At 52.8% G+C, this 22,057-nt stretch carries 18 protein-coding genes; 13 read left to right on the top strand and 5 right to left on the bottom strand.

The window, feature by feature from the left end:
• The first annotated feature begins 10 nt into the window (after positions 1–10).
• The 5 genes from typA to MIH18_RS08865 all read left to right on the top strand — a co-directional run bounded on the left by typA (position 11) and on the right by MIH18_RS08865 (position 5,975).
• Positions 11–1,822, top strand: coding sequence for a translational GTPase TypA (gene typA / locus MIH18_RS08885; RefSeq protein ID WP_249007602.1), 1,812 nt, complete (start codon positions 11–13; stop codon positions 1,820–1,822).
• A 136-nt stretch (positions 1,823–1,958) separates the two neighbouring features.
• Entirely contained in the window at positions 1,959–2,918 is a 960-nt protein-coding gene (pip, locus tag MIH18_RS08880; protein WP_249014353.1) for a prolyl aminopeptidase, read from the top strand.
• Between the two features lie 128 nt (positions 2,919–3,046).
• Complete coding sequence (dtd, locus tag MIH18_RS08875; RefSeq protein WP_249007604.1) at positions 3,047–3,499, top strand: D-aminoacyl-tRNA deacylase; 453 nt, start codon at positions 3,047–3,049, stop codon at positions 3,497–3,499.
• 335 nt (positions 3,500–3,834) lie between these two features.
• Positions 3,835–4,902 (top strand): porin, encoded by a 1,068-nt coding sequence (locus MIH18_RS08870; RefSeq protein WP_249014352.1) that lies wholly within the window; start codon positions 3,835–3,837, stop codon positions 4,900–4,902.
• A 98-nt stretch (positions 4,903–5,000) separates the two neighbouring features.
• Positions 5,001–5,975, top strand: coding sequence for a CYTH domain-containing protein (locus MIH18_RS08865; protein ID WP_249014351.1), 975 nt, complete (start codon positions 5,001–5,003; stop codon positions 5,973–5,975).
• Positions 5,976–5,990: 15 nt separating this feature from the next.
• On the opposite strand, the gene mgtE is transcribed toward MIH18_RS08865, so the two are convergent.
• Together mgtE and MIH18_RS08855 are read right to left on the bottom strand one after the other, a co-directional pair.
• Complete coding sequence (gene mgtE, locus MIH18_RS08860) at positions 5,991–7,334, bottom strand: magnesium transporter (RefSeq protein WP_249014350.1); 1,344 nt, start codon at positions 7,332–7,334, stop codon at positions 5,991–5,993.
• A 3-nt stretch (positions 7,335–7,337) separates the two neighbouring features.
• Positions 7,338–8,558, bottom strand: a complete 1,221-nt coding sequence (locus MIH18_RS08855; RefSeq protein ID WP_249014349.1) for a potassium channel family protein — start codon at positions 8,556–8,558, stop codon at positions 7,338–7,340.
• 94 nt (positions 8,559–8,652) lie between these two features.
• On the opposite strand from MIH18_RS08855, the gene glnE reads away from it, so the two are divergent.
• From glnE to MIH18_RS08840, 3 genes are all read left to right on the top strand, one after another.
• Positions 8,653–11,553 carry a bifunctional [glutamate--ammonia ligase]-adenylyl-L-tyrosine phosphorylase/[glutamate--ammonia-ligase] adenylyltransferase gene (glnE, locus tag MIH18_RS08850; protein WP_249014348.1) on the top strand — a complete coding sequence of 967 codons (2,901 nt, stop codon included), beginning with the start codon at positions 8,653–8,655 and terminating at the stop codon, positions 11,551–11,553.
• Between the two features lie 73 nt (positions 11,554–11,626).
• The gene (locus MIH18_RS08845) at positions 11,627–12,553 is read left to right on the top strand and encodes a branched-chain amino acid transaminase (protein ID WP_249007610.1); all 927 of its coding nucleotides are present in this window, start codon (positions 11,627–11,629) and stop codon (positions 12,551–12,553) included.
• A 101-nt stretch (positions 12,554–12,654) separates the two neighbouring features.
• On the top strand, positions 12,655–13,059 hold the full coding sequence (locus MIH18_RS08840; RefSeq protein WP_249007611.1) for a DUF6165 family protein: 405 nt from the start codon (positions 12,655–12,657) through the stop codon (positions 13,057–13,059).
• A gap of 28 nt (positions 13,060–13,087) precedes the next feature.
• Here the strand turns inward: MIH18_RS08840 and MIH18_RS08835 are convergent, their stop codons facing one another.
• Positions 13,088–14,140, bottom strand: coding sequence for a glycosyltransferase family 9 protein (locus MIH18_RS08835; RefSeq protein WP_249014347.1), 1,053 nt, complete (start codon positions 14,138–14,140; stop codon positions 13,088–13,090).
• 150 nt (positions 14,141–14,290) lie between these two features.
• Between MIH18_RS08835 and MIH18_RS08830 the strand changes: the two genes are divergently transcribed.
• The 5 genes from MIH18_RS08830 to MIH18_RS08810 are packed head-to-tail and all read left to right on the top strand — an operon-like array spanning position 14,291 to position 18,671.
• Positions 14,291–15,007, top strand: coding sequence for a 3-deoxy-D-manno-octulosonic acid kinase (locus MIH18_RS08830; protein ID WP_249014346.1), 717 nt, complete (start codon positions 14,291–14,293; stop codon positions 15,005–15,007).
• Positions 15,004–16,128 (top strand): glycosyltransferase family 4 protein, encoded by a 1,125-nt coding sequence (locus MIH18_RS08825; protein ID WP_249014345.1) that lies wholly within the window; start codon positions 15,004–15,006, stop codon positions 16,126–16,128. The genes MIH18_RS08830 and MIH18_RS08825 overlap by 4 nt, the downstream gene beginning before the upstream one ends.
• Positions 16,129–17,202 (top strand): CDP-glycerol glycerophosphotransferase family protein, encoded by a 1,074-nt coding sequence (locus tag MIH18_RS08820; RefSeq protein ID WP_249014344.1) that lies wholly within the window; start codon positions 16,129–16,131, stop codon positions 17,200–17,202.
• On the top strand, positions 17,202–17,984 hold the full coding sequence (locus tag MIH18_RS08815) for a glycosyltransferase family 25 protein (protein WP_249014343.1): 783 nt from the start codon (positions 17,202–17,204) through the stop codon (positions 17,982–17,984). The genes MIH18_RS08820 and MIH18_RS08815 overlap by 1 nt, the downstream gene beginning before the upstream one ends.
• Positions 17,985–18,671, top strand: a complete 687-nt coding sequence (locus MIH18_RS08810; RefSeq protein WP_249007617.1) for a glycosyltransferase — start codon at positions 17,985–17,987, stop codon at positions 18,669–18,671. It begins immediately after the preceding gene.
• Here MIH18_RS08810 and MIH18_RS08805 read toward each other — a convergent pair.
• Entirely contained in the window at positions 18,632–19,957 is a 1,326-nt protein-coding gene (locus MIH18_RS08805) for an O-antigen ligase family protein (protein WP_249014342.1), read from the bottom strand. The genes MIH18_RS08810 and MIH18_RS08805 overlap by 40 nt on opposite strands.
• 82 nt (positions 19,958–20,039) lie before the next feature.
• Positions 20,040–22,055 (bottom strand): O-antigen ligase family protein, encoded by a 2,016-nt coding sequence (locus tag MIH18_RS08800; RefSeq protein WP_249014341.1) that lies wholly within the window; start codon positions 22,053–22,055, stop codon positions 20,040–20,042.
• Positions 22,056–22,057 lie beyond the last annotated feature (2 nt).

The raw sequence follows: 22,057 nt of genomic DNA, 5'->3' as shown, positions 1-22,057 counted from the left end.
GACTAAAGTTGTGATTGAGAAGCTTCGTAATATCGCCATTATTGCCCACGTTGACCATGGTAAAACCACGCTGGTCGACAAACTGCTGCGCCTTTCTGGCACCCTGGACCGTAAAGAGCTCGAAAGCGAGCGCGTTATGGATTCCAACGATCAGGAAAAAGAGCGTGGCATTACTATTCTGGCCAAAAACACCGCGCTGAAATGGAACGGCTACGACATCAACATCGTAGACACCCCGGGGCACGCCGATTTTGGCGGCGAAGTGGAACGTGTAATGAGCATGGTGGATTGTGTGCTGCTGGTGGTTGATTCCATCGACGGCCCTATGCCACAAACTCGCTTTGTAACCCAGAAAGCCTTTGCTGCGGGTTTGCGCCCGATTGTTATCGTTAACAAAATTGACCGCCCGGGCGCCCGCCCGGACTGGGTTGTAGAGCAGGTATTTGACCTGTTCGACAGCCTTGGCGCTACCGACGAGCAGCTGGACTTCCCGATTGTTTACGCCAGTGCGCTGAACGGTATTTCCGGCTTGGAGCACGAGCATCTGGTCGACAACATGGACCCGGTATTTCAGGCCATCGTTGACCACGTGCCAGCGCCTAATGTTGACCGTGAAGGCCCCTTCCAGATGCAGATCTCGCAGCTGGACTACAGCAGCTTTCTGGGCGTTATTGGTATTGGTCGTATTGCCCGCGGCAAGATAAAAACCAACACACAGGTGATTGCCATCGGCGCGGACGGTAAAAAGCGCCAGGGCCGTATTTTGAAAATCATGGGCCACTCCGGCCTGCATCGGGTTGAAGTAGACGAAGCCCAGGCCGGCGATATTATTTGTATCAGCGGTTTGGACCAGATTCACATCTCCGACACTCTGTGCGACATCAATAATGTAGAGGCTTTGCCGCCGCTGACGGTTGACGAGCCCACCGTATCCATGACGTTCCAGGTCAACGATTCGCCCTTCTGCGGTAGAGAAGGCAAGTTCGTGACCAGCCGTAACATCAAAGACCGCCTTGAAAAAGAGCTGCTGCACAACGTAGCCCTGCGGGTTGAAGACGGCGACACCATGGACAAGTTCAAGGTGTCTGGCCGTGGCGAGCTGCACCTGTCGGTGTTGATTGAAAACATGCGTCGTGAAAACTTCGAGCTGGCCGTAGGCCGCCCGGAAGTGGTCATCAAGGTAGTGGATGGCGTAAAGCAAGAGCCCTATGAAAATGTCATCGTCGACATTGAAGAACAGCACCAGGGCCCGTTGATGGAGCAGTTTGGATTGCGCAGGGGCGAGCTCACCAACATGGTTCCCGATGGTAAAGGCCGCATGCGCCTGGAGTACACCATTCCGGCCCGTGGCTTGATTGGCTTCCGGAACTCGTTCCTGACCATGACATCGGGTACTGGTATTCTGACCTCGACCTTCAGCCATTACGGCCCGATCAAGGCCGGTGATGTCACCAGTCGCCAGAACGGCGTATTGGTTTCCATGGCCACAGGTACAGCGCTGACTTACTCGCTGGAAACCCTGCAAAGCCGTGGCAAGCTTTTCCTTGACCCGGGTCAGGCCATTTACGAAGGCCAGTTGTGTGGTATTCACAGCCGCGACAACGATCTGGTGATCAACCCGACCAAGGGCAAGAAGCTGGATAACATGCGCGCGTCTGGCAAAGACGAAGTGATTCCTTTGGTTCCGCCCATCAAGCATACCTTGGAGCAGGCGCTGGAGTTTATTGACGACGACGAGCTGGTGGAAGTGACGCCCAAGTCGATCCGTTTGCGCAAGAAGCACCTGACCGAAAACGATCGTAAGCGCGCCGGCAAGAAGTAACGCTGGCAGCGTAGAAAAAAACCGGCCGCTGGAAACAGCGGCCGGTTTTTTTTGGCGTGCTGTTTATCAATCGTGTCCCCGCTGCGCGGTAACTTCGCTACACTAACGTCATCATTCCTATGACTGTGGAGCTGCTATGCGCACCTTGTTCCCCGATATAAAGCCCTACGCCACACACCGGCTCGCGGTTGAAGAGCCCCATCAACTTTACGTTGAAGAAAGTGGTAACCCTGATGGCATACCGGTGCTGTTTATACACGGCGGCCCCGGTGCAGGTTGCGAGGATTATCACCGGCGTTTTTTTGATGCCGAACGGTTCCGTATTATTTTGATGGACCAACGGGGCGCAGGGCGCTCAACGCCGCTGGCGGAGCTTGCCAACAACAGTACCGACCGTTTGATAGCGGATATAGAAACCCTGCGTGAGTTTTTGGGTATTGATCGGTGGCTGCTGTTCGGTGGCAGCTGGGGCTCCACTTTAAGCCTGGTGTACGCGCAGGCCCATCCGCAGCGGGTAACGGGCATGGTGTTGCGCGGCATTTTCCTGTGCCGGCCCGAGGATATTCACTGGTTCTACCAGAACGGCGCCAGCCGGGTGTTCCCTGATTACTGGGAAGATTACCTGGCGCAGATTCCAGAACACGAGCGTGGCGATATGGTGCCGGCCTACTACAAGCGCCTGACCAGTCGCAATGAACTGGAGCAGATTCAGGCCGCAAAGGCCTGGTCTATTTGGGAGGGGCGCTGCGCCACTTTGCACCCCAATCCAGGCGTAGTCGAACATTTTGGCCACCCCCACGTGGCGATCGCCTTGGCACGTATCGAATGCCACTACTTTATGAATCAGTCGTTTCTTGAGCCTGACCAAATTGTGCGCGATGCCCACAAGCTGGCAAACATTCCTGCGGTAATCGTGCATGGCCGCTACGATATGGTGTGCCCACTGGACAACGCCCTGGCTCTTAGCCGCGCCTGGCCGCAAGCGGATTTGCAAATTATTCGCGATGCAGGCCATAGCGCGTCAGAGCCCGCCATTGTGGACGCCCTGATACGTGCGGTGGAAAACCTGGCTTCAAAAGCCGATTGGGCGAGCTAACAAATAATTCGGCAAAAAAGAGGACAAAGTCAGATGCTGATCGTAGTGGGGTTGCCATACTGAGCCAGCATGGATAAACTCTTACCGGTTCGTAATAAACGGTCGACTCCCACCCACGGGGATTTCGAATGAAAGCACTGCTCCAGCGAGTGACACACGCTAAGGTCACCGTCAACGGCAATACCATCGCGAGTATTGGTCGTGGTGTTCTGTTATTGCTGGGAATCGAGCAGTCCGACACGCCGCAGCAGGCAAAAGACCTGTGCCGACGAACTATTAATTACCGTATTTTCCCTGATCAGCAAGGCCGCATGAATCTGAGTCTGAAAAGTCTCGGCGGCGGTCTGCTGGTCGTTCCCCAATTTACGTTAGCCGCCGACACCAGCAATGGCGCGCGCGCCAGCTTCTCCAAAGCAGCTGCACCAGACGGCGCCCGTAAGCTTTACACCCAATTTGTGGAGGAAGCTTTCAGCGCCTTGGGCGAAGACAAAGTGGGACAAGGTAAATTTGGCGTGGATATGCAGGTGGGGCTTATAAACGATGGCCCTGTCACATTTTTACTGCAGTCGAAGGCTGTATGAATAGCCGAAAAATTGTGAAGATAGATTTTTTGATTATTAAATATGCAAAGAAATCGCCAAAAAGCCAATAAATAGACATTAAGAATTTGCAAAAGTTCCGTCGGTGTATTAAAAAGGGCATGTAATGCGAAGCATGAAAAACGCTCGCTAACTCATTGAGAGTCAAGCTAGACAATAAGAAATAAGTAGAGAGTTACAGCGTCAGTCAGTGTGTGTCACGAAAGTGACACAGAGTTTATGGATGATTTAGTTCGCTCAAGCTGGCAAGCGGTATCGAAAATCGGGATTCATCTCGACGTTAAAACCTGAACAAAACCCCAAAAGGAAGACGTAAAATGAAAAAGACACTTATCGCATCGGCTATCGCCGCTATCTCCTTCTCTGGCGCTGTTGCTGCTCAAGCTACTTTGAACGCTTCTGAAATGGCAGAAAAAATGGATGCCATGCCGCAGGTATACGGCAACATTCAGCTCGTTACTACTTACGACGATGTTAAAGACGGCGCCAACTCAACTGATTTCGCTGATAATGGTTCCACTATTGGTGTGAAGCACGATCACCTGATCGCTCCTGGTATCACCGGTTTCTTCAAAGCCGAGCTGGAATTCAATGCTGACGACAAAGCCGGCAACAAAGGCCTTGATTCGTTTGACGAAGCTTACATCGGCGTGAAAGGCGATAGTTTTGGCCAAGTCTGGATTGGTTCGGACGACTCCACCTTTGAGCGCGCTGTTGAAGAAATTTCCAACTTCTGGGAAGTTGCTACTCTGAGCTTGTCTGGCAGCTATGACACCGGTGAAGGCGATCTAGTTCAGTACATGACCCCCTCATTTGGTGGAATGACTTTGGGTGCAGCGGTTCAGATAAACGGCAATGACAAGGCTGGCGGTAAATCTTACCCGTACCAGTTGTCTGCGGTGTACGCTGTTGACGCTTTGGAGCTGGCCATCGCTATGGATTCAAACGATGGCGCTAGCGCCTATTCGAAGAGATTCGATCCAGCAGTTGCTAGCACCCAATCCGTCAACAACGAAAACACCTACGGTCTGCGTGCCAGCTACACCCTGGACAACCTGCGTCTGACTGGCCAGTTCCAGACCCGCAAGAACGTTCGCGATTCTTATGGTTTGATGGGCGTTTACACCCTGGGCCAAAATCAGTTCGCGCTGTCTTATGAAGTTCGCGAAAAGGATGGCACGGCTAAGACTGGTAATAACACCACAGACACCATTGCAATTCAGGCGCTGCGTAACCTGTCTGACAACCTATATGTGTACGCTGAAGGCTACTTAGGTGGTGGCGATGACGTTTACGACACGGGCCGAGTAGATGGTACTACTGGCAGCGACATCTTCTCCGACGAGCGCACAGTTGCAGCCGTTGGCGCAACCTACTACTTCTAATTCAGCTAAGTTAATTAGCTAATTCGGTAGTAATAAAAACCGGTGATCTTCGGATCACCGGTTTTTTTATGACTGAAATCTGTACAGCAGGAGCATTTATGGCTGTTGAATTGGAAATCAAGCTGACCTTGTGTCCGCATCAGATCCCGCAAGCTGTGGCTTGGCTGTTGCAACAGCCAGAAGCCAGCGAGGGCGCCCGAAAACGCCTGGTGAATACTTACTACGACACCCCCAGCAACGAACTGAACGGTCAACGCATCGCCCTGCGTTTACGGCAGGCTGGTGGCCGCATCATACAAACCCTGAAAACCCAGGGCGAATTTGTCAACGGCGCCCACAAACGCAATGAATGGGAATGGGAGATCCCCGGCCCTAATCTGCAGCTGGGCTTGCTGGCAGACACGCCGCTGGCGGGTAACGTGAATCTGGCAAGGCTAGCACCGGTGTTCGAAACCAACTTCGAGCGTCAGGTGATTATGCTGGAGGACGACATCGCCGTTATCGAAGTGGCAGTGGATACCGGCGAAATTATTGCCAACGGTCAAAGTCGCGCGCTCTGCGAAATCGAATTTGAACTAAAATCCGGCAACCCAGACAGCCTGTTGATCTGGGCGCAGAAGCTGGCGCAACAATGCCCCGTGTTTTTGAATCTGGTGAGCAAAGCCGAACAGGGTTATTTTCTGGCGGATGAATCAATGGCTACTGCACGTGCTATTGCGAGTGCTATTGAGAGTGCCATTGAGAGTGCCATTGAGAGTGATGGGAAGAATTCTGAAGAGAATGCGGCAGCTTTTGAAGAGTCCGAGCGTTCTGGTGAGGCGTCAGTTTCTTTGAACAGTCTGCTCCAGCGTTTGAGTCAGAGCTGGTTAAAGCAGCAATCCGTAAGCATGAAACGTTTGAATCTTGATGCCCTGGTGCAGCTGGCGGCGCGCAGCGACATCGCTCAGCCCTGGTCAGAGCTTGCGGAACAACTGCAAAGCGGCACTCAGGTCAGCGATCTGTTACAACAGCCATTACTGGGTCAGCTCCAGTTGGCAATGCTGCGGCAAGTGGCGGACGAGCAGGGCGTTTGAGGCACCAAGCATTACTTATGGACTAAGTATGGCCGTGGCTATGGTGAAGTAAATCATTACCCCGCTAACGTCCGCGATGGTGGTTATCAGCGGAATGCTGGCGGCGGCGGGGTCTATACCCAGGCGGTTCAGCAGCAGCGGTAGCAAAATGCCAATCAGGCCCCCGGCCAATACAACGGCCACCATGGTAATCGCAACGATGGTGGCAATGGCCAGTTCGGTGCGGAACACACCCACCGTCCATACGGTTATGGCCATGGTCAGGCCCAGGGCCGAGGCTACAATCAGTTCTTTCTTGAACAGTTTCAGCCAGTCGCGGTTAACCACATCGCCGGTGGCAATGCCGCGCACCACCAGCGTGGCCGACTGCGCGCCGGCGTTACCGGCGCTGGCCACCAGCAACGGCATGAAAAACAACAGTGCCAGGTGCGCGCCAATAAGTTCTTCAAAATGAGCAATGCCGGCGCCGGTAAAAATATTGGCAAACACCAGAATCACCAACCACTGAATGCGCGAGCGGTACAAGGAAAACGGCGATGCGGCATTAATGCCGTTGTCCAGGTTGCTCACTGAGCCGCCTTTGTGGATATCTTCGGTGGCTTCTTCTTCAATGACGTCCATGGCGTCGTCGTAAGTAATAATGCCTAGTAGCCGGTTTTCGGCGTTTAGCACCGGCAGCGCCAGCAGGTCGTATTTTGTGATCAGTCGCGCCACTTCGTCTTGCGAGGTGTCGGTGTATGCAAGCACCAGCCCAGTGGCAATTAGCGAATCAATAATGGTATCTGGCGGCGCAATAATCAGCCGGCGCAGCGATACAACGCCAATTAAGGTGTGGTGTTCGTCTACCACATAGGTCTGGTAAATGGTTTCTTTGTCGGTGGCGGTGGCGCGCAGAATATCGATGGCGCTGCCCGCGCTGATGCCAGATTCGAACGCGGCGTAGTCGGTGTTCATCAAGGCGCCGGCGGTGCCTTCTTCGAACGCCAGAAGGCTGGTCAGGTCTTCCCGGTCTTGGTGGCCCAAGAGTTTAATCAGCAGTTGTTGGCGCGAGTCATCCAGCAGGTTAAAAAAGTCGGCGCGCTCATCCGAAGGCATTTCGGTAGCCAGCTCAGCCAGTTCAGTCAGCGGCGTGGCCTGGGTCAGAGTTACCTGGTCGTCGGAGTTAATATAACCCAGCACCTTGGCCCGCAGCGCCATCGGCAGCTTTTGAAACAGGCCGTTGCCGGCGCTGTTTTCGATATTCCGCTCAATAAACTCGGCAAGGTCGGCTGCGTTGAATTGCTGGGCAGCGTCAACCACCGGCTTGTGCTGGCCGGTGCCCAACGCGTCAATCAGAAGTTGGAAGGGAAGCGGTGTCATGGTTCAGGAACCGGTGCTGCTAAGGTCTTTTTTACCGTGATTGTCATCGTCGCTGCCACTCTTAGTATCGCTCTTAATGTCACTCTCAATGTCACTGCTCTGACTGTTTCGCCACTTTTCAAGAAACTTCCGGTAGCGTTCCAGGGCTTCTTTGACTACGTCCAGCCCTGGGGTGTCATTGGAGCGTACCAGCACAATCAGGCCTTTGCCTTTTATCGGTTCTTTGATGGGTGGCTGGCAAATCACCTCGCCATCGTCGTCTATGTAGGCCAGGGCGGTGCCTATGCCGTGGCGAATCAATGCGCTGACAATGTCGGCCCAATTCAGGTCTTCCAATAGCAAATCGTAGCGGTGGGGGTGGTCATGTTCATAGTTGAACATGTCTTCCAGTACTTTTTCTGATCCGGGTGCCACCACCGCGCGCACCATAATTTCCGGGTAGGTGCGTACTGGCCGAATCACTGCGCGAATGCCCAGCGCTTTCAATCGGCTGCGATTTGCATCGGTCACACACTCGGCGGTGGTCTGGTAGCCCAGGTTGAGCTCACTCAAACGATGGGCAATGTCGAAGATTATGCTGTCGGAACTGGCGTCGGTTTCATCGGTTGCCAGTATCACAATGTGCCGGGCGCTGCCGGCGTGAACCGCCTGCAAGGCAGACGGGTCAGACCCGGTGCCGTGAAAGTGCACCAGCCCCATGTCCGTCAATTCGGGTGGTAAACCGTTTGGAAACTGGCGGGTGAGCAGCATAATAGGAACAGTTTCATACCCGGGGTTAGAGCGTATTTGCGACGCAAAGCGCAAGAAATACTGCTCGCCGCCGTGCTGGGGTGTGTTGATGATAACGATGTGCTCTTTCATTTTGTAAACCCAAAGTCCGCGTAGAATACGTTCCCGGCGATAAAACCGGTATTCGATGAAGTCGCTGATAATCAGCGTGAGCACCGTAATGGCGCCTACAAACAGCACTATAATAGTGCTTAAGCGGCCAATCAGGGTTTGCGGCGCGTAATCGCCGTAGCCTACGGTCGACACGGTGGTCATGGTAATCCATATCGATTCGAACAAGGTCAGGTCTTCCACTGTCCAAATCACCAACACCTGGAAGATTAGCAGCCCAATCAACATCGCAAAAAGTGTTTTCATGCGCTTGCGGATCAACCCGCCCATAGGCAAATGCGATTGAGAGTGTTCGGCGTTCAGTGGGCGACGATTGCGTAGCATCCGGGCGCTGGTGTCCTGTGGGTCTGATTCGTTATACAGTACCTTTAATAAGGTGCTAAACCAAAAATATAACAGAGAAACAGAGGTTTGCTTTATGTCTCAGCCTTGGAGCGCACTGCCGCAGGTTTTGGCCGACGACGTTGCCGGGCGCTGGCCCGGTATTTTCGCGGACGGCGTGCCTTCCTGGCTCATAGAATCTGGCGCTATTACCACCGAGTTACTGGCAGCGGCCATTGGCAATAGTCCTTTTTTAGGCCAAACCCTGGAGCGGCAACTCGATGCGGTGCGCGAACTGCTGGCCTCGCGCTGCCTCAGCAAACCCACCACCGTCGCCTATCTGCAACAGCGCTGGCTGGAATATCTGGCGCACATCAGTGACGAGCCGGGCTTGCATCAGGCTTTGCGATGCTTCCGCCGGGAAATCCAGTTTCGCATCATTTGGCGCGATCTTTTGCGCCAGGCCGACCTGGCCGAAACCATGGCCGCCACCAGCGGTTTCGCCGATATCTGCATCGATGGCGCACTTAGCTGGCTTTATAACAGCGCTTGCGAACAGTTTGGCACACCTTGGGGTATCAGCCCGGTCAACGGCGAAGACGCACCGCAAAAAATGGTGGTGCTGGGTATGGGCAAACTGGGCGGGCGCGAACTGAACGTGTCTTCTGATATTGACTTGATATTTGCTTTTCCTAGCAAGGGTGAAACCCGCGGCGGGCGGCGGGCCTTAGACAACCAGCAGTTTTTTGTGCGCCTTGGCCAGCGGTTGATTCAGGCGTTAGACCAGATAACCGCTGATGGTTTTGTTTTCCGTGTAGACATGCGCTTGCGGCCCTACGGCCAGAGTGGCGCCCTGGCCCTGAGCTTTGCCGCGCTGGAAACCTATTATCAAGACCAGGGTCGCGACTGGGAACGCTATGCCATGGTTAAGGCCCGGGTAGTCGCCGGTGACCAAGAAGCCGGTGTGGTGCTGATGGAAAGCTTGCGGCCGTTTGTGTATCGCCGCTATGTGGATTTCGGTGCTTTTGAATCCTTGCGCAGTATGAAAGCTATGATTGGCCGCGAAGTGCGCCGCAAAGGCCTGGAAAACAACATCAAGCTGGGCAGCGGTGGCATCCGCGAAATCGAGTTTGTGGTACAGGCGTTCCAGCTGATTCGTGGTGGCCGGGACCGGGAACTGCAGCAGCGCGAATTACTGCGGGTGCTGAACGAATTTCTGGAGCTGGAACTGCTGCCACCGCAGGTGATTAGCGAGCTGCGCGCGGCCTACGTCTTTCTGCGCAATCTGGAACACGCACTACAGGGCATGGAAGACCAGCAAACCCAGCTATTACCGGACACCGATCTGGCCCGCGCCCGAGTGGCGCATATTATGGGTTACAACAGCTGGCCGCTGTGCCAGCAGCAGCTGGATGAACACCGGGCGCAAGTGGCTACGCACTTCAGCAATATTATTACCAGTGATGACGACGACAGCCCGCAGAACAACCTTGATGAGGGCTGGCAAGAGCTGTGGTTTTGCGAAATGGACGAACCAACCGCGTTGGCCTGGCTGGTTGAAAAGGGTTTTGAAGCGCCTGAAGAAACCCTGACCGCATTAACCAACCTGCGCACCAGCCGCACCATAAAATCGCTGCAGACCCAGGGCCGAAAACGCCTGCATCAGTTTATGCCCATGCTGCTGGCCACCCTGACCGAAGTCGAAAACCCATCCCATACCTTCGGCCGGGTGCAGCCTTTAATAGAAGCCATATTGCGCCGTACCGCTTACATGGTGCTGTTACTGGAAAACCCGGGGGCCTGTTCCCAACTGGTGTCCCTGTGCAGTGAAAGCCCGTGGATAGCGCGCGAACTGGCCGACACGCCGCTGCTGCTGGATGAGCTTTTAAACGCCGAAAGCCTGTATTATCCACCTGCCAAAGCCGAATTACAGGACGACTTGCACCAGCAGATGCTGCGCATTTCCTATGACGATCTGGAAGACCAGATGGAGTCTTTGCGGCATTTCCGCAAAGCCCACACCTTGCGGGTGGCTGCCGCTGAAATGAAAGGTACCTTGGCGCTGATGAACGTCAGTGATTATTTGACCTGGATTGCCGAGGTGGTGCTGGAACACGTGGTGGATGTCGCTTTTGCCAATCTGGTCAGCCGCCACGGCTATCCGCGGCGAGCCGATGGTTCGGTATGCGATTCGGATTTTGCGGTGATTGGGTATGGCAAGCTAGGCGGTATCGAGTTGGGTTACAGTTCTGATCTGGACTTGGTGTTTGTCCATAGCGCCGACCCCCAACAAAGCACCGATGGCGAGAAGTCCATCGACAACGCGGTGTTCTACACCCGACTGGGTCAGCGCATTGTGCATATTCTGAGCACCCAGACACCCTCCGGCCAGCTTTACGATGTAGACATGCGGTTGCGTCCGTCTGGCAGCTCAGGCCTGTTGGTAACCACTTTGCAGGCCTTTGAAAAATATCAGCACACTGACGCCTGGACCTGGGAACATCAGGCTCTGGCTCGCGCCCGCGGCATAGCCGGGTGCCCGCGCACTCTGGAGGGCTTTGAACAGATCCGCAAGAGTACCCTGTGCCAGCACCGCGACCGTCTGGCGCTGCGCAGCGAAGTAGTGGCCATGCGTGAAAAAATGCGCACCAGCCTGGCTACTCCTGCCAGCCGCCGAGCCGAGATATTCCACGCCAAACAGGATCCGGGTGGCATTGTGGATATCGAGTTTCTGGTGCAATACCTGATGCTGGCCTGGAGTGAGGAATACCCCACATTAACCCGCTGGCCAGACAACATTCGCCAAATGGAAGAGTTGGGTCAGGCCGGCGTATTGCCCACAATCGACGTTAAAACACTGCGCGCGGCCTACATTGCGCTGCGCTCCGCGATTCACCGCCGCACCCTGCAAGATTTGAACAGCCATTTGGCGGGCGATGCGTTCATTGCAGAGCGGGATTTTATCCGTTCCATCTGGCAACGAGTCATGATTGAATAACGGCTAAAACTTTTCTCGGTGATCCTGATAGAATACCGATCCCACAAGAACTGCTTTTTTGGAGCAACCTAGTATGTCGATGGCTGATCGTGACGGTGTTATTTGGCTGGATGGAGAAATGGTGCCCTGGCGTGAAGCCAAAGTGCATGTACTGACCCACACCCTGCATTATGGTCTGGGCTGTTTTGAAGGCGTGCGAGCTTACAACACCGCTGAAGGCGCCGCTATTTTCCGCATGAAAGATCACACCGACCGGCTATTCCGTTCAGCCCACATTTTGAATATGAAAATGCCGTTCAGCAAAGACGAAATCAACGCCGCCCAGTTGTCTGCGGTACGGGACAACAATCTGGACGAAGCCTACCTGCGCCCGATGGTATTTTATGGCTCCGAAGGCATGGGCTTGCGCGCCGACAACCTGAAAACGCACGTAATGGTTGCGGCCTGGAATTGGCCATCGTATATGTCGCCAGAAGCCAAAGAGCAGGGCATTAAGGTGCGTACGTCTTCCTACACCCGCCACCATGTGAACATCACCATGTGTAAGGCCAAGGCTAACGGCAACTACATTAACTCCATGCTGGCACTGCAAGAAGCCGTCTCCAGCGGATGTGAAGAAGCCCTGCTGCTAGACAATGAAGGCTACGTGGCTGAAGGCTCTGGCGAGAATGTGTTTATTCTGCGCAACGGCGTGCTGCACACCCCGGAACTGACGTCCTGCCTTGAAGGCATTACCCGCCAGACCATCCTGGACTTTGCCAAAGAACTGAACATTGAAGTGAAAGAACGCCGCATTACCCGTGACGAAGTCTACGTGGCTGAAGAAGCCTTCTTCACCGGCACCGCCGCCGAAGTTCTGCCCATCCGCGAGCTAGACGGCCGCGCCATTGGTACGGGTAAACGTGGTCCGTTGACTGAAAAATTTCAGGCTATGTACTTTGATGCGGTGAAGGGCAAGTCACCCCGGCACCGGGATTGGTTGTCGGTGGTTAACGGCTGATAGCTTAAGAGTTGATAACTCAAGGTGCAAAAGCTGCTGTTCGTTGCGCGCAATCGCGCAGCAGCTTGCTGTTTTAATGATTGATCGTGTAGGTGTAATAAATGGCAGATGTCATAAAAGTTCCGGTTTCCTTCGGTGAAGTTCTCGACAAAATCACGATTCTTGAAATCAAATCGGAGCGCATCAAAGATGACACGAAGCTCAAAAACGTCAAGCTGGAACTGAACGAGCTAAACGCAACATGGACCGATGCGGTCAGTGACCAGAGCGCCATCGCGCAACTACGACAGCAACTCAAGGCGGTCAATGAAGAGCTTTGGGTGATTGAAGACGACATTCGTGATCAGGAGGCCGGCCAGAATTTTGGTGCCCGCTTTATTGAATTGGCACGGGCGGTTTATGTCACCAACGATAAACGTGCCTCTTTGAAAAAAGACATCAACCTGGCGCTGGGTTCGCGCTTTGTTGAAGAAAAGTCTTATCAGGATTACACCGCTCGTAAGTAACTGCTTCTCTTTAACATTAAGTCCGGAGTCAGGCCCCGCGTTCTGGCTCCGGCAGCTTTGTCCGTATCCACTTATCCAACATGTCAGTGGCGTCTGCCACTTCAACCAACTCCATTGCGCCTTCAAACTCTGCCTTTGTGCCCCAGCGAGCCTTGCTCGCAGTTGTATGTGCAAACGTTTGCAGCGCCTGGTCGTAACGATTAACGCACCAGGACAACGAATTATACGGCCCTGAACGCAGCGGGTTACTGGCGGCATACAGGCCTAATACATCAGTGCCCATTGCGCTGGCGATATGCGCCGGGCCGGTATCCGGTGCGATAACAATATCGGCGCGGCTCAGCATTGCGGTAAGTTGCTTCAGGGTGTCTTTGCCACAAATATTAACCGGCGCTTCCTGCATGGTTTGCACAATCGCCGCACAATAAGCCATCTCGAAAGGTGCGGGGCTGCCCACCAGTGTTACCTGCATGCCGTGCTGGCGGATCGCATAATCTGCGAACTGTGCGTAGCGCTCGGCCGGCCAGTTTCTCAGTTTGTGACTGGCGCAGGGGCTGATAACCATATTGGCGCGATCATTCGCAAGGTGGGCATCGGCAAAGGCGTAATCGCTTTCAGTCAGTGGAATCTTCCAGTGCGGCGGGGCTGGTTTTAACCCTAAGGGTTCCAAAAAACTGGCCAGGCAGTCGCGTACGTGTTGGCGCTGTGCCGGCGCGATACGGCGGTTGATGATCAAGCCGTGCAGGTCTTTGCTGCGGGCCTTGTCATACCCCACCCGGATCGGTGCAGAAATGCACGCTGCGGCAAGATTGGCGCGCAGGGCAACTTGCATGTGTAACAAGGCATCAAACTTGCGGCCCTTCAGTTGTTTATACAGGCCTGCATAAGCGCTGCGTCCCGTTTTTTTGTCAAAAACAATGAATTCTACGCCGGGCAAATCGCCAATTAATTTGGCTTCAATTTTGCCAATGATCCAGGTGATGCTAACGCCTGGAATCTGTTCCTGCAGGCTGAGCACAACCGGGATCACATGAGTGACATCGCCAATGGCGGAAAGCCGGAGAATGCAGATCGATTTCATCGAATGAATATCCGTTGATGCCCGACAAAACAGTGGCTGGAGCTTTGCGGCGGTTCGTTGATAAACTAGACGTTATTCTATCTTACTTGCCAGCCAAGGTCGCGACGGCCTCAAGGCTGGGTAAAGAGCTGTTGGCAGCTGCGGGGTTTCATGGCTGAAGTTGAAGTGTTTAAGCGGGAAATGCAGCGTGTGTTACTGATTCATCCCAAACTGGCTCACGGAGTGACATTTGACTGGTTTGACCCTGCACACTGGGGCAATTGTGCCCGGCTTGTGGACAGCGGAGGACGAGGCGGAGCCTGGTTTCTTAACGCCGATAGCGGCGACTGTGTTTTGCGAGAATACCGGCGTGGTGGTCTGGCATCACGGCTATCCCGCTGTACTTATACCTTTGCCGGCGAGGATCGGGTGCGCTCCATAATGGAGTTTCGCATGCTGATGCGGTTATCAGCACTGGGCTTTCCAGTGCCAAGACCGGTCGCCGCCTATTATAGGAAATTGCCGGTTCTACGTTATCAGACGGCGATCATCGTCGAGCGTATCTCCGACACAGCACCACTGGCGGACCTGATTGATACCCGCTTGGATGCCGACTGGCACCGGTTGGGGCAGCTAGTACGGCGCTTCCATGATGCCGGTGTGCGCCACGCAGACCTGAATTGCTTTAACGTACTGGTGCGTGGTGACGAGTTCTACCTGATTGATTTTGACAAGGGGTGTATCATGCCGCCCAACAGCTCGCACGGCTGGAAAAATAGCAATCTCAAACGCTTTGCCCGCTCTGTTAAAAAAATCGCCGGTGAGCAGGTATTGAATAAGGTCTGGAGTGCATTTGAACATGGTTATAAAGGGAGTGTTGCCGCGTGACTGACAAACAAAAACAACAACCGAAAGCGCTGCCGGCCGTTTTGTGTTTGACCGATGCCTGTGACCGCCCGGAAACAGAGTTGTTTATAGGTCTCAAGCGCGCTGGTTTCGATGTGGATGTGATGTGTAACCCGCAAGGCCGAAATTATCAGCGCCTGGTTGATGAGAACATGGTCGTTCAGCCGATGGCTTTAAAAAGTCGCTTCGACAAAGACGGTATAGCGGCTATTCGGAAGCAGTTAAACACAAAGAAATACGACATTATTCACGCCTATAACCCCCGTGCTTTAGCTTGCGGTTTACAAGCATCAAAGGGCACTGAGATCAAAGTGGTCGCCTATCGGGGCGTTATTGGCAACGTCAGCTTTTTGAATCCTGAATCATGGATTACATTCCTGCACCCCCGGGTCAGCAAAATTGTGTGTGTGGCTGATGCCATCAAAGACTTTTTCTCCAGCCTGAAATTTCTGTGGCTACGAGTGCCTGCCAGCAAGCTGATCCGTATTTACAAAGGGCATGACCTGAGCTGGTACCAGGCCGAGCCGGCGGACCTGACGCAGTTTGGCGTTCCTGCCGGAGCTTTCGTGGTGTGCAGCACCGGGCGAAACAACCCGCGAAAAGGTTACGATATTCTGATCGACGCCGTCAGTAAGCTGCCGGCGGATGTACAGGTGCACCTCGTACTGGTGGGTGACGCCATCGACAACGCCGAGTTGCAGGCCCAAGTCAGCCAGTCAGCGCACCCGGACCGTGTTCATTTTACGGGCTATCGTAATGATGCCCCGGCCATTGCCGCTGCCAGCGATGTGTTTGTGTTGCCATCCACCGAGCGTGAAGGGCTGCCAAGAGCGGTAATTGAAGCCATGGCCTACGGTGTCGCGCCCATTGTTAGCCATGTTGGCGGCATGCCTGAACTTGTGGAAAAGGGCGTTAGCGGGCTTGTGGTCCCGCCAAAAGATGCTGCTGCCCTTGGCGCAGCCATAGAGCAGCTCTACCGCAACCCGGAGTTAACAAAACAATTTGGGCAAGCTGCTCAGGCGCGTATCGAAAACCACTTTCATACCTCGCAAACCGTTCGTGAAACCTCGGAGCTATACCGCTCCCTGTTAGGCAGCCACTGAATGCGCCGGTATCTTTTTTTTGTTAATCAGCCTTATTCCTACTCTATTTTGCGACCCTTGCAGGATGAAATACGAAGCCGTGGTGACGAAGCCGCCTGGTTTGTAGCGGGCTGCTCTGCTGAGCCATTGCGCCCCGATGAACAGCGTTTAAAAACCGTTGCAAATGTGATGGCCTACCAGGCCACCGCAACGTTTGTTCCTGGTGACTGGGTTCCCTATTTTTTCCCTGGCATCAAGGTTGAAGTGTTCCACGGCATGGCGCGCAACAAGCGTGGTCATAGCAGCGAAAATGAAAGCGACCATTACCGCATCCGCGGCTGGTTTGATCTCTACTGCACTCATGCCGTCAGCGACACCGCAAAATTTCAGACACTGGCGCAGCAGCACCAGCATTTTGCCGTAGCTCATACTGGCTGGCCAAAACTAGACCCTTTGATGTCAAAGCCTGTCGCAGGCCGGCGTAAACGCGCTGATGGCGAGCTACCAGTGGTGTTTTTCGCCTCTACGTTCAGTCGTTCGGTAACCGCGGCGCCGGCGTTGGTGGATAAAATTGCCGAGCTGGCTGCAAGTGGTCGCTGGCAGTTCATAGTGACGCTGCATCCGAAAATGGACCCGGCAGTGGTACAGCAATACCGCAGTCTGGCCGGTGAAAATTTGAGATTTGTAGAAAGCGATGAAGATCTTCTGCCCTTTCTTCCGCAGGCGGATGTGATGCTGTGCGACACGTCGTCAATCATGTTCGAGTTTATGTTTCTGGATCGCCCGGTTGTTACTTTCAGAACCAAAATGCCGGGGCCTTACCTGATCGACGTCGATGCCGTTGAAGAGCTGGAACCTGCGCTGGTCAAAGCCATGGATTACCCGGATGGGCTGATGAGCGCGGCGCGCAGTTTGTGTGATGATTTGCACAGCTTTCGTGATGGGGCATCAAGCGCGCGCGTTCTGAATGCTATAGACAACTTCTTGGCCAAAGAGAAGGCTGATTTACGTAGCAAGCCATTGAATTTATTGAGAAAAATTAAGGTGAGACGTCGCCTGCGCCGAGAGCTCAGATTATTCGACGATGGACGCTGATGGATAATTTTTCGAATAAATCCGATGTGAACGTGTTTGTGCTGACGCTAAAAGGTTCAGTGGATCGTCAGTTGCGTATTAAACAGGCTCTTGATAAAGCTGACATTGATTTCGAGTTTTTCTGGGGTGTAGATGGTCGTAAAGGCCCGCATCCGTTGCTGGCTCTCTACGACGAGCCAAGGCGAATGCGGACGAAGGGCCAACCGATGACGCCCGGTCAATTCGGTTGTTTTGCGAGCCATTTCAATATTTGGACGCGTTGTGACAAGGAAGACAAAAACTGTATCGTTCTTGAAGATGACGTGGTGTTTGACGCTGTCATGTTGAAGTCATTTATCGAGGAGATTCATCAGCTGCCCGCACACTTCGAATGCCTGCGATTGTTTGACAACAAAACCCGTAATCACAAGAGCTATGTGCTAGCCGAGTTTGAGCAAGTCCGTGTTTTGAGATACACCAAAGGGCCTATGAGTACGATGGGCTATTTTCTTACGCCGCGTGCTGCTCGCAAATTTTTGGCTTCTAGCAGCCCAGTGTTCCTACCAGTTGACATCTATATGGACAGATACTGGGTGAACGGTGTTGTGTGCCTAGGAATTCAACCAGCCTTTGTATTTCATGATTACGGCTTTGAGTCGTTGATCGGCTACAACAAGAAAAATGGGAGGCGTTCCTTGTTTACGCGTTTGAACAGGGAGCTTTTTACCTTAAGCGAACGGTTGCGGCGTTTTTTTTACAATCTGAGATTGAACAAAAGGTTTCTTGGAAATAGGGGTGAGTGAATGATCTGTAAGATTCATGCGATTTGGCTTGGCTATAAAATGCCACCTCTGTCACACGCCTGTCTGGATGATTGGGCAAAAATGGGATTTGAGTACAGGTTGTGGACGGAATCCGATGACCTGGTCATGGATTGGATAGAGTCATGTTCCTTTGCTAAGGCCTGCTATGAGCGCGGTCTTTACGCGTTCGTTTCGGATTATCTCAGATTGAAAATTCTTCAAGAGGAAGGTGGGCTATATCTTGATACGGATGTGACTATCCGAAGGGATCCTTTTCCTCTTTTTTTGGAGAAAAAATTCGTCATAGGATATGAAACCACTGAATACTTGGGTACGGCCGCGATATACGCAAATAGAGATTCGATAATATTGGCTGAACTGATCACGTTTTATGAGTGCGGAATATGGGAATCTCCTCTTTATATCGGGCCCCAGATCGCTACGCATTTTATTTTGGGACAGGGGCTTTTTGAAAAAGAAAAGTGCGACTTGCTACCTACCACTTTTTTTTACCCATACCAGCAAGAGCCGTTGGGTTTTAAGTGCCCCGAAGAGAGTTATCTGGTGCACTGGTTCCAGCACAGTTGGAAGCGTTCACCAAGAATGATCTTTCTGAAGTCAAAACACTTGGGCGTGTTGGGTAAGCTCTATGTGCGACAGAAGTATTTTTTTCGGGGTTTTTCTTGAACTGGGTTGGGGGTGGTTTCAAGTGAGATAAACCGGAAGCTGTAGATAATTCCGAAGAAAACAGAGAACATGTATATTCCATTGGCAGAATAAAAATAGGACTCAAAACAATTAACGGCTATCCAAAAAAGCGTAACAATGAGCGAAAACGTCTTCCATGTTTTTCGCACTGATGGCTCTGTTGCCACAAAAGTGAAAATAGGGGGCCATAATATTAAAAAATAAACGAGACAAGCTCCTACTAAGCCAAAGCTCAAAATGGTTTCTATGTGCGAGTTATGCAGGTGTGTGAAGTTGGATTTCACCGACTCGGGAAGGCGTTCTGATTCACTAATAACCAGTTCTCTTGAGTCTTCGCCGCTACCCAGTATCGGCCGTTCTTTGATCCACTCCCATCCCTCCAGCCAGAGATGAATTCGCACTCCAATGCTTGTGTTATCGGGAATAGCTTCAAACTCCATGTTTACGATCTTTGACAGAGTGTATCCCTCGGTAGACACGCGGTTTTTAATTATATCGAGGCTTGAAGCAGCGCTTATTATGAGTGCAAATACGAGATAACTGATGAGCATTGTTCTTTTTGATGTTCGCGAATGTGAAATTGCGGTATAGGCCAGAGGTGTTAGAAAAAGACATGCGACCAAGGCAAGCCAGACTTGCCTTGATTGGGTAATAATTACAATAAGGGTAAAGAAAGCAATAAAGACCGTAGCGATTGTCTTCTTCAGAATTTCCGGTGTAAAACTGAGATTAATCTTTACAAGAAATAGGAATGCGGCGGCAATCACTCCAAAACCTGCAAAAAGTGAAGTGTATTGTGCATTTACTACACTGAAGTCGATGCGCGCTCCGCCGAGGCCGCGAAAAAGCTCGCCGAAGAAATCTGCTGAATGGCTGATATATATCCCGAGAACGCTAAGGCAATATGTAAAAAGGATCGCTGCAATTCTCTTGTTCTTCCCTTGCGTCCAATAAGCAATAAACCAGAAGAAGAAAAAGCTATAGAAAAAAAATGGAGAGGGTGATGCCTTGGCAAGTTCGGGGATTTGAAGTCTGCTGTTGGCCCAGCTCAAAATCGGAACGATTAGAGATATGAAGAAAGCAATAACAACCGGGTCTTTTCTCACTGTGCGGGCATTATAATAGGCGGATAAAAGCGTACCGATCACAACGAAAGAAAAGAAAACGTCACCCAGATCTCGGTAAAATCTCTTGAACAGGACAAATCCTAATACGCAGGTAAACATTGCGAGCGAAAAATTCCGTCCTTTTACAGCAGACTCCATATTCTTAATCAAGATGTCACCAAAGTTTGACCAGTTTGAATGTGCCCCGTGGGCAGATTCTCTGCTGTAAGTTAAGTCGGGGCTATTCTCGATCAGAGCAAGAAGGGCGGCGGTCGAGAGTCCAAAGCCCCACGTATTTATTAAAAGTAACCTGGGCATAAGTCACCGCGGTCAGATAGCCCACTGCGCCGTCGAGAAAGCCAAAGCGGATGAAATACACCTGAACAAATGTCATCAGCCCTCTGAGAGTAGGGTAAAGCATGGTTCGGGTTTTCTTACCTCTGCGATGTTTCTCCAGCGACCCCAGCCACGCGTATTTCGCACTTTTTTCCAGTGAGTGGCCAAAATCCCGATGGGTATAGTGGGTCAGTCGGCCGCGAAGTGTTTTCGTTTTTCGGCCTTTGGGTATCAGGATGCGTTCGTGCACCAGTGCATCGGAAAAGCTTACGCCCTCACGGCGGAATAACCTTAATGGTGCGCGTCCGCTGCGGCCGAAGTCCAGGCGGGCACCGTAAATAGTCACTGCCCAGGGCAGTTTGTAGGCGTCTGCGTCAGGCGCCGCGAGCCGGTGATTGATTTCACGGCCCAGCTCAGGGCTGATGCGTTCGTCGGCGTCTAGCGACAGCACCCATTCCCCGGTTGCTTTTTCCAGAGCTCGCTGTTTTTGAACACCAAAACCGGGCCAGTCTGTCACCTCAACACTATCTGCGTACCGCTTCGCGATTTCGACGGTTCTGTCAGTACTTCCGCTATCAAGAACGATAATTTCATCTGCTACCAGCCTCGCTGATTGCAGACATTCGGCAATATGATGCTCTTCGTTTTTGGTGATGATGGTGGCCGATACTTTTACCGATCGCCGCCCGGTATACGATGCGCTGAGCTCGTGGAACAGTGCCGCAGCAACACCCGAAATCGACAGCAGGTAAAAGGTCAGGAAAAGTGTGCGGTTGAACGTGGCTTCGGTCAGTCCGAACAGGAAATAGCCGGCGCTGATCATGGTGCCGGTTGCCGCTAGGTGAGCGCTCGGCTTGTGCGTGCTAAAAAGATGCCGGCCGAACAGTGCCAGCGGTATCAGCAGCAGCAGCGCCCAGCTCAGAATTCCTGGAACGCCGCTGGTGGCAGCGACGTTGAAAAAGTCACTGTGGGCATGGCCGGTGCAGCATTGAAGCAGAACTTCCGGCGACTCTCCCGATGCTACGGCAGCCTCTATGCCGCGGCCGTAACCGCCAAGCCCTTTACCGGTCAGCGGGTTTTCGCTAAACATCTGCCAGGCCTGATCCCAGACTTTAAACCTGATGGCTATACCTGGGTCAGGATTGTTGTTCTGCATCAGATTGCGTAAGGAGCCCGCCATGCGATCATTACTGATAAGCGCGCCGGCCAGAATGACGGGAGTAACAAAGGCTAGGGCAATCCGCAGCCGCTTCCCAATCAGCGGCATCAACAGCAGCAAAAGCACCGGCAGAGCAATCAGATTACTGCGGGTTTGCGAGAGCGTGGCGACAACAACGGCAGCAGCTCCCAGGAATAGCAGCAAAAAACCTGCAGACTGGCGCCGTGTGTATAGGAAGTAAATACCGCCGGTCAGGGTGGTCATGCCGCCCAGGAGCGCAATGTTGCCAAAGACGATGGGATTGATGCCACCTCCGAAGCGGCCGTTTAATAGCTGTTCGATCGAACCATGACCGGAGATCAGGGCAGCTGAAAGCAAAGCCAGGGTCGACACCGACAGTAGAGCGGTACCTGCAAAAACGGTGGTTGCGCCAATACGTGCGTAAGTGAGCGCCAAAAGCAGTGGCCAAAGCAGAATAAAGCGGGCGTGAGTGCCCAATGTTTTACCACCTTCGTAGCTGAAGCCTTCCATAGCCCAGGAAGCTGTGCTTACAAGAACAAAAAACCAGAAGGCAAAATGCAGCAGTCGCAATTCTTTTGGTTTGTCCCAGCCGTTGTTGTAAAGAATTTTGCGATAGCCGATCACCATTCCCGCAATCGCAATAAGCAGCGTTGTGGCCGCTAATATTTTTGACGACAGAAGCGCTCCACCGATGCCAAAGCAAAAAAGCAGGGCGATGAGCCAGCGGCTAGGTGTCGTCATAA

The organism is Marinobacter sp. M3C (assembly GCF_023311895.1).
In the GTDB taxonomy this organism is placed as follows: Bacteria; Pseudomonadota; Gammaproteobacteria; order Pseudomonadales; family Oleiphilaceae; genus Marinobacter.
The sequence above is the reverse complement of the archived record's forward strand: the minus strand, read 5'-3'. Positions and strand labels throughout refer to the sequence as shown.

Excerpts from the sequence above, each read along its gene's own strand:
- pip (WP_249014353.1), top strand. The coding sequence starts at position 1,959 with ATGCGCACCTTGTTCCCCGATATAAAGCCCTACGCCACACACCGGCTC.
- dtd (WP_249007604.1), top strand. The coding sequence starts at position 3,047 with ATGAAAGCACTGCTCCAGCGAGTGACACACGCTAAGGTCACCGTCAAC.
- MIH18_RS08870 (WP_249014352.1), top strand. The coding sequence starts at position 3,835 with ATGAAAAAGACACTTATCGCATCGGCTATCGCCGCTATCTCCTTCTCT.
- MIH18_RS08865 (WP_249014351.1), top strand. The coding sequence starts at position 5,001 with ATGGCTGTTGAATTGGAAATCAAGCTGACCTTGTGTCCGCATCAGATC.
- mgtE (WP_249014350.1), bottom strand. The coding sequence starts at position 7,334 with ATGACACCGCTTCCCTTCCAACTTCTGATTGACGCGTTGGGCACCGGC.
- MIH18_RS08855 (WP_249014349.1), bottom strand. The coding sequence starts at position 8,558 with ATGCTACGCAATCGTCGCCCACTGAACGCCGAACACTCTCAATCGCAT.
- glnE (WP_249014348.1), top strand. The coding sequence starts at position 8,653 with ATGTCTCAGCCTTGGAGCGCACTGCCGCAGGTTTTGGCCGACGACGTT.
- MIH18_RS08845 (WP_249007610.1), top strand. The coding sequence starts at position 11,627 with ATGTCGATGGCTGATCGTGACGGTGTTATTTGGCTGGATGGAGAAATG.
- MIH18_RS08840 (WP_249007611.1), top strand. The coding sequence starts at position 12,655 with ATGGCAGATGTCATAAAAGTTCCGGTTTCCTTCGGTGAAGTTCTCGAC.
- MIH18_RS08835 (WP_249014347.1), bottom strand. The coding sequence starts at position 14,140 with ATGAAATCGATCTGCATTCTCCGGCTTTCCGCCATTGGCGATGTCACT.
- MIH18_RS08830 (WP_249014346.1), top strand. The coding sequence starts at position 14,291 with ATGGCTGAAGTTGAAGTGTTTAAGCGGGAAATGCAGCGTGTGTTACTG.
- MIH18_RS08820 (WP_249014344.1), top strand. The coding sequence starts at position 16,129 with ATGCGCCGGTATCTTTTTTTTGTTAATCAGCCTTATTCCTACTCTATT.
- MIH18_RS08815 (WP_249014343.1), top strand. The coding sequence starts at position 17,202 with ATGGATAATTTTTCGAATAAATCCGATGTGAACGTGTTTGTGCTGACG.
- MIH18_RS08810 (WP_249007617.1), top strand. The coding sequence starts at position 17,985 with ATGATCTGTAAGATTCATGCGATTTGGCTTGGCTATAAAATGCCACCT.
- MIH18_RS08805 (WP_249014342.1), bottom strand. The coding sequence starts at position 19,957 with ATGGAGTCTGCTGTAAAAGGACGGAATTTTTCGCTCGCAATGTTTACC.
- MIH18_RS08800 (WP_249014341.1), bottom strand. The coding sequence starts at position 22,055 with ATGACGACACCTAGCCGCTGGCTCATCGCCCTGCTTTTTTGCTTTGGC.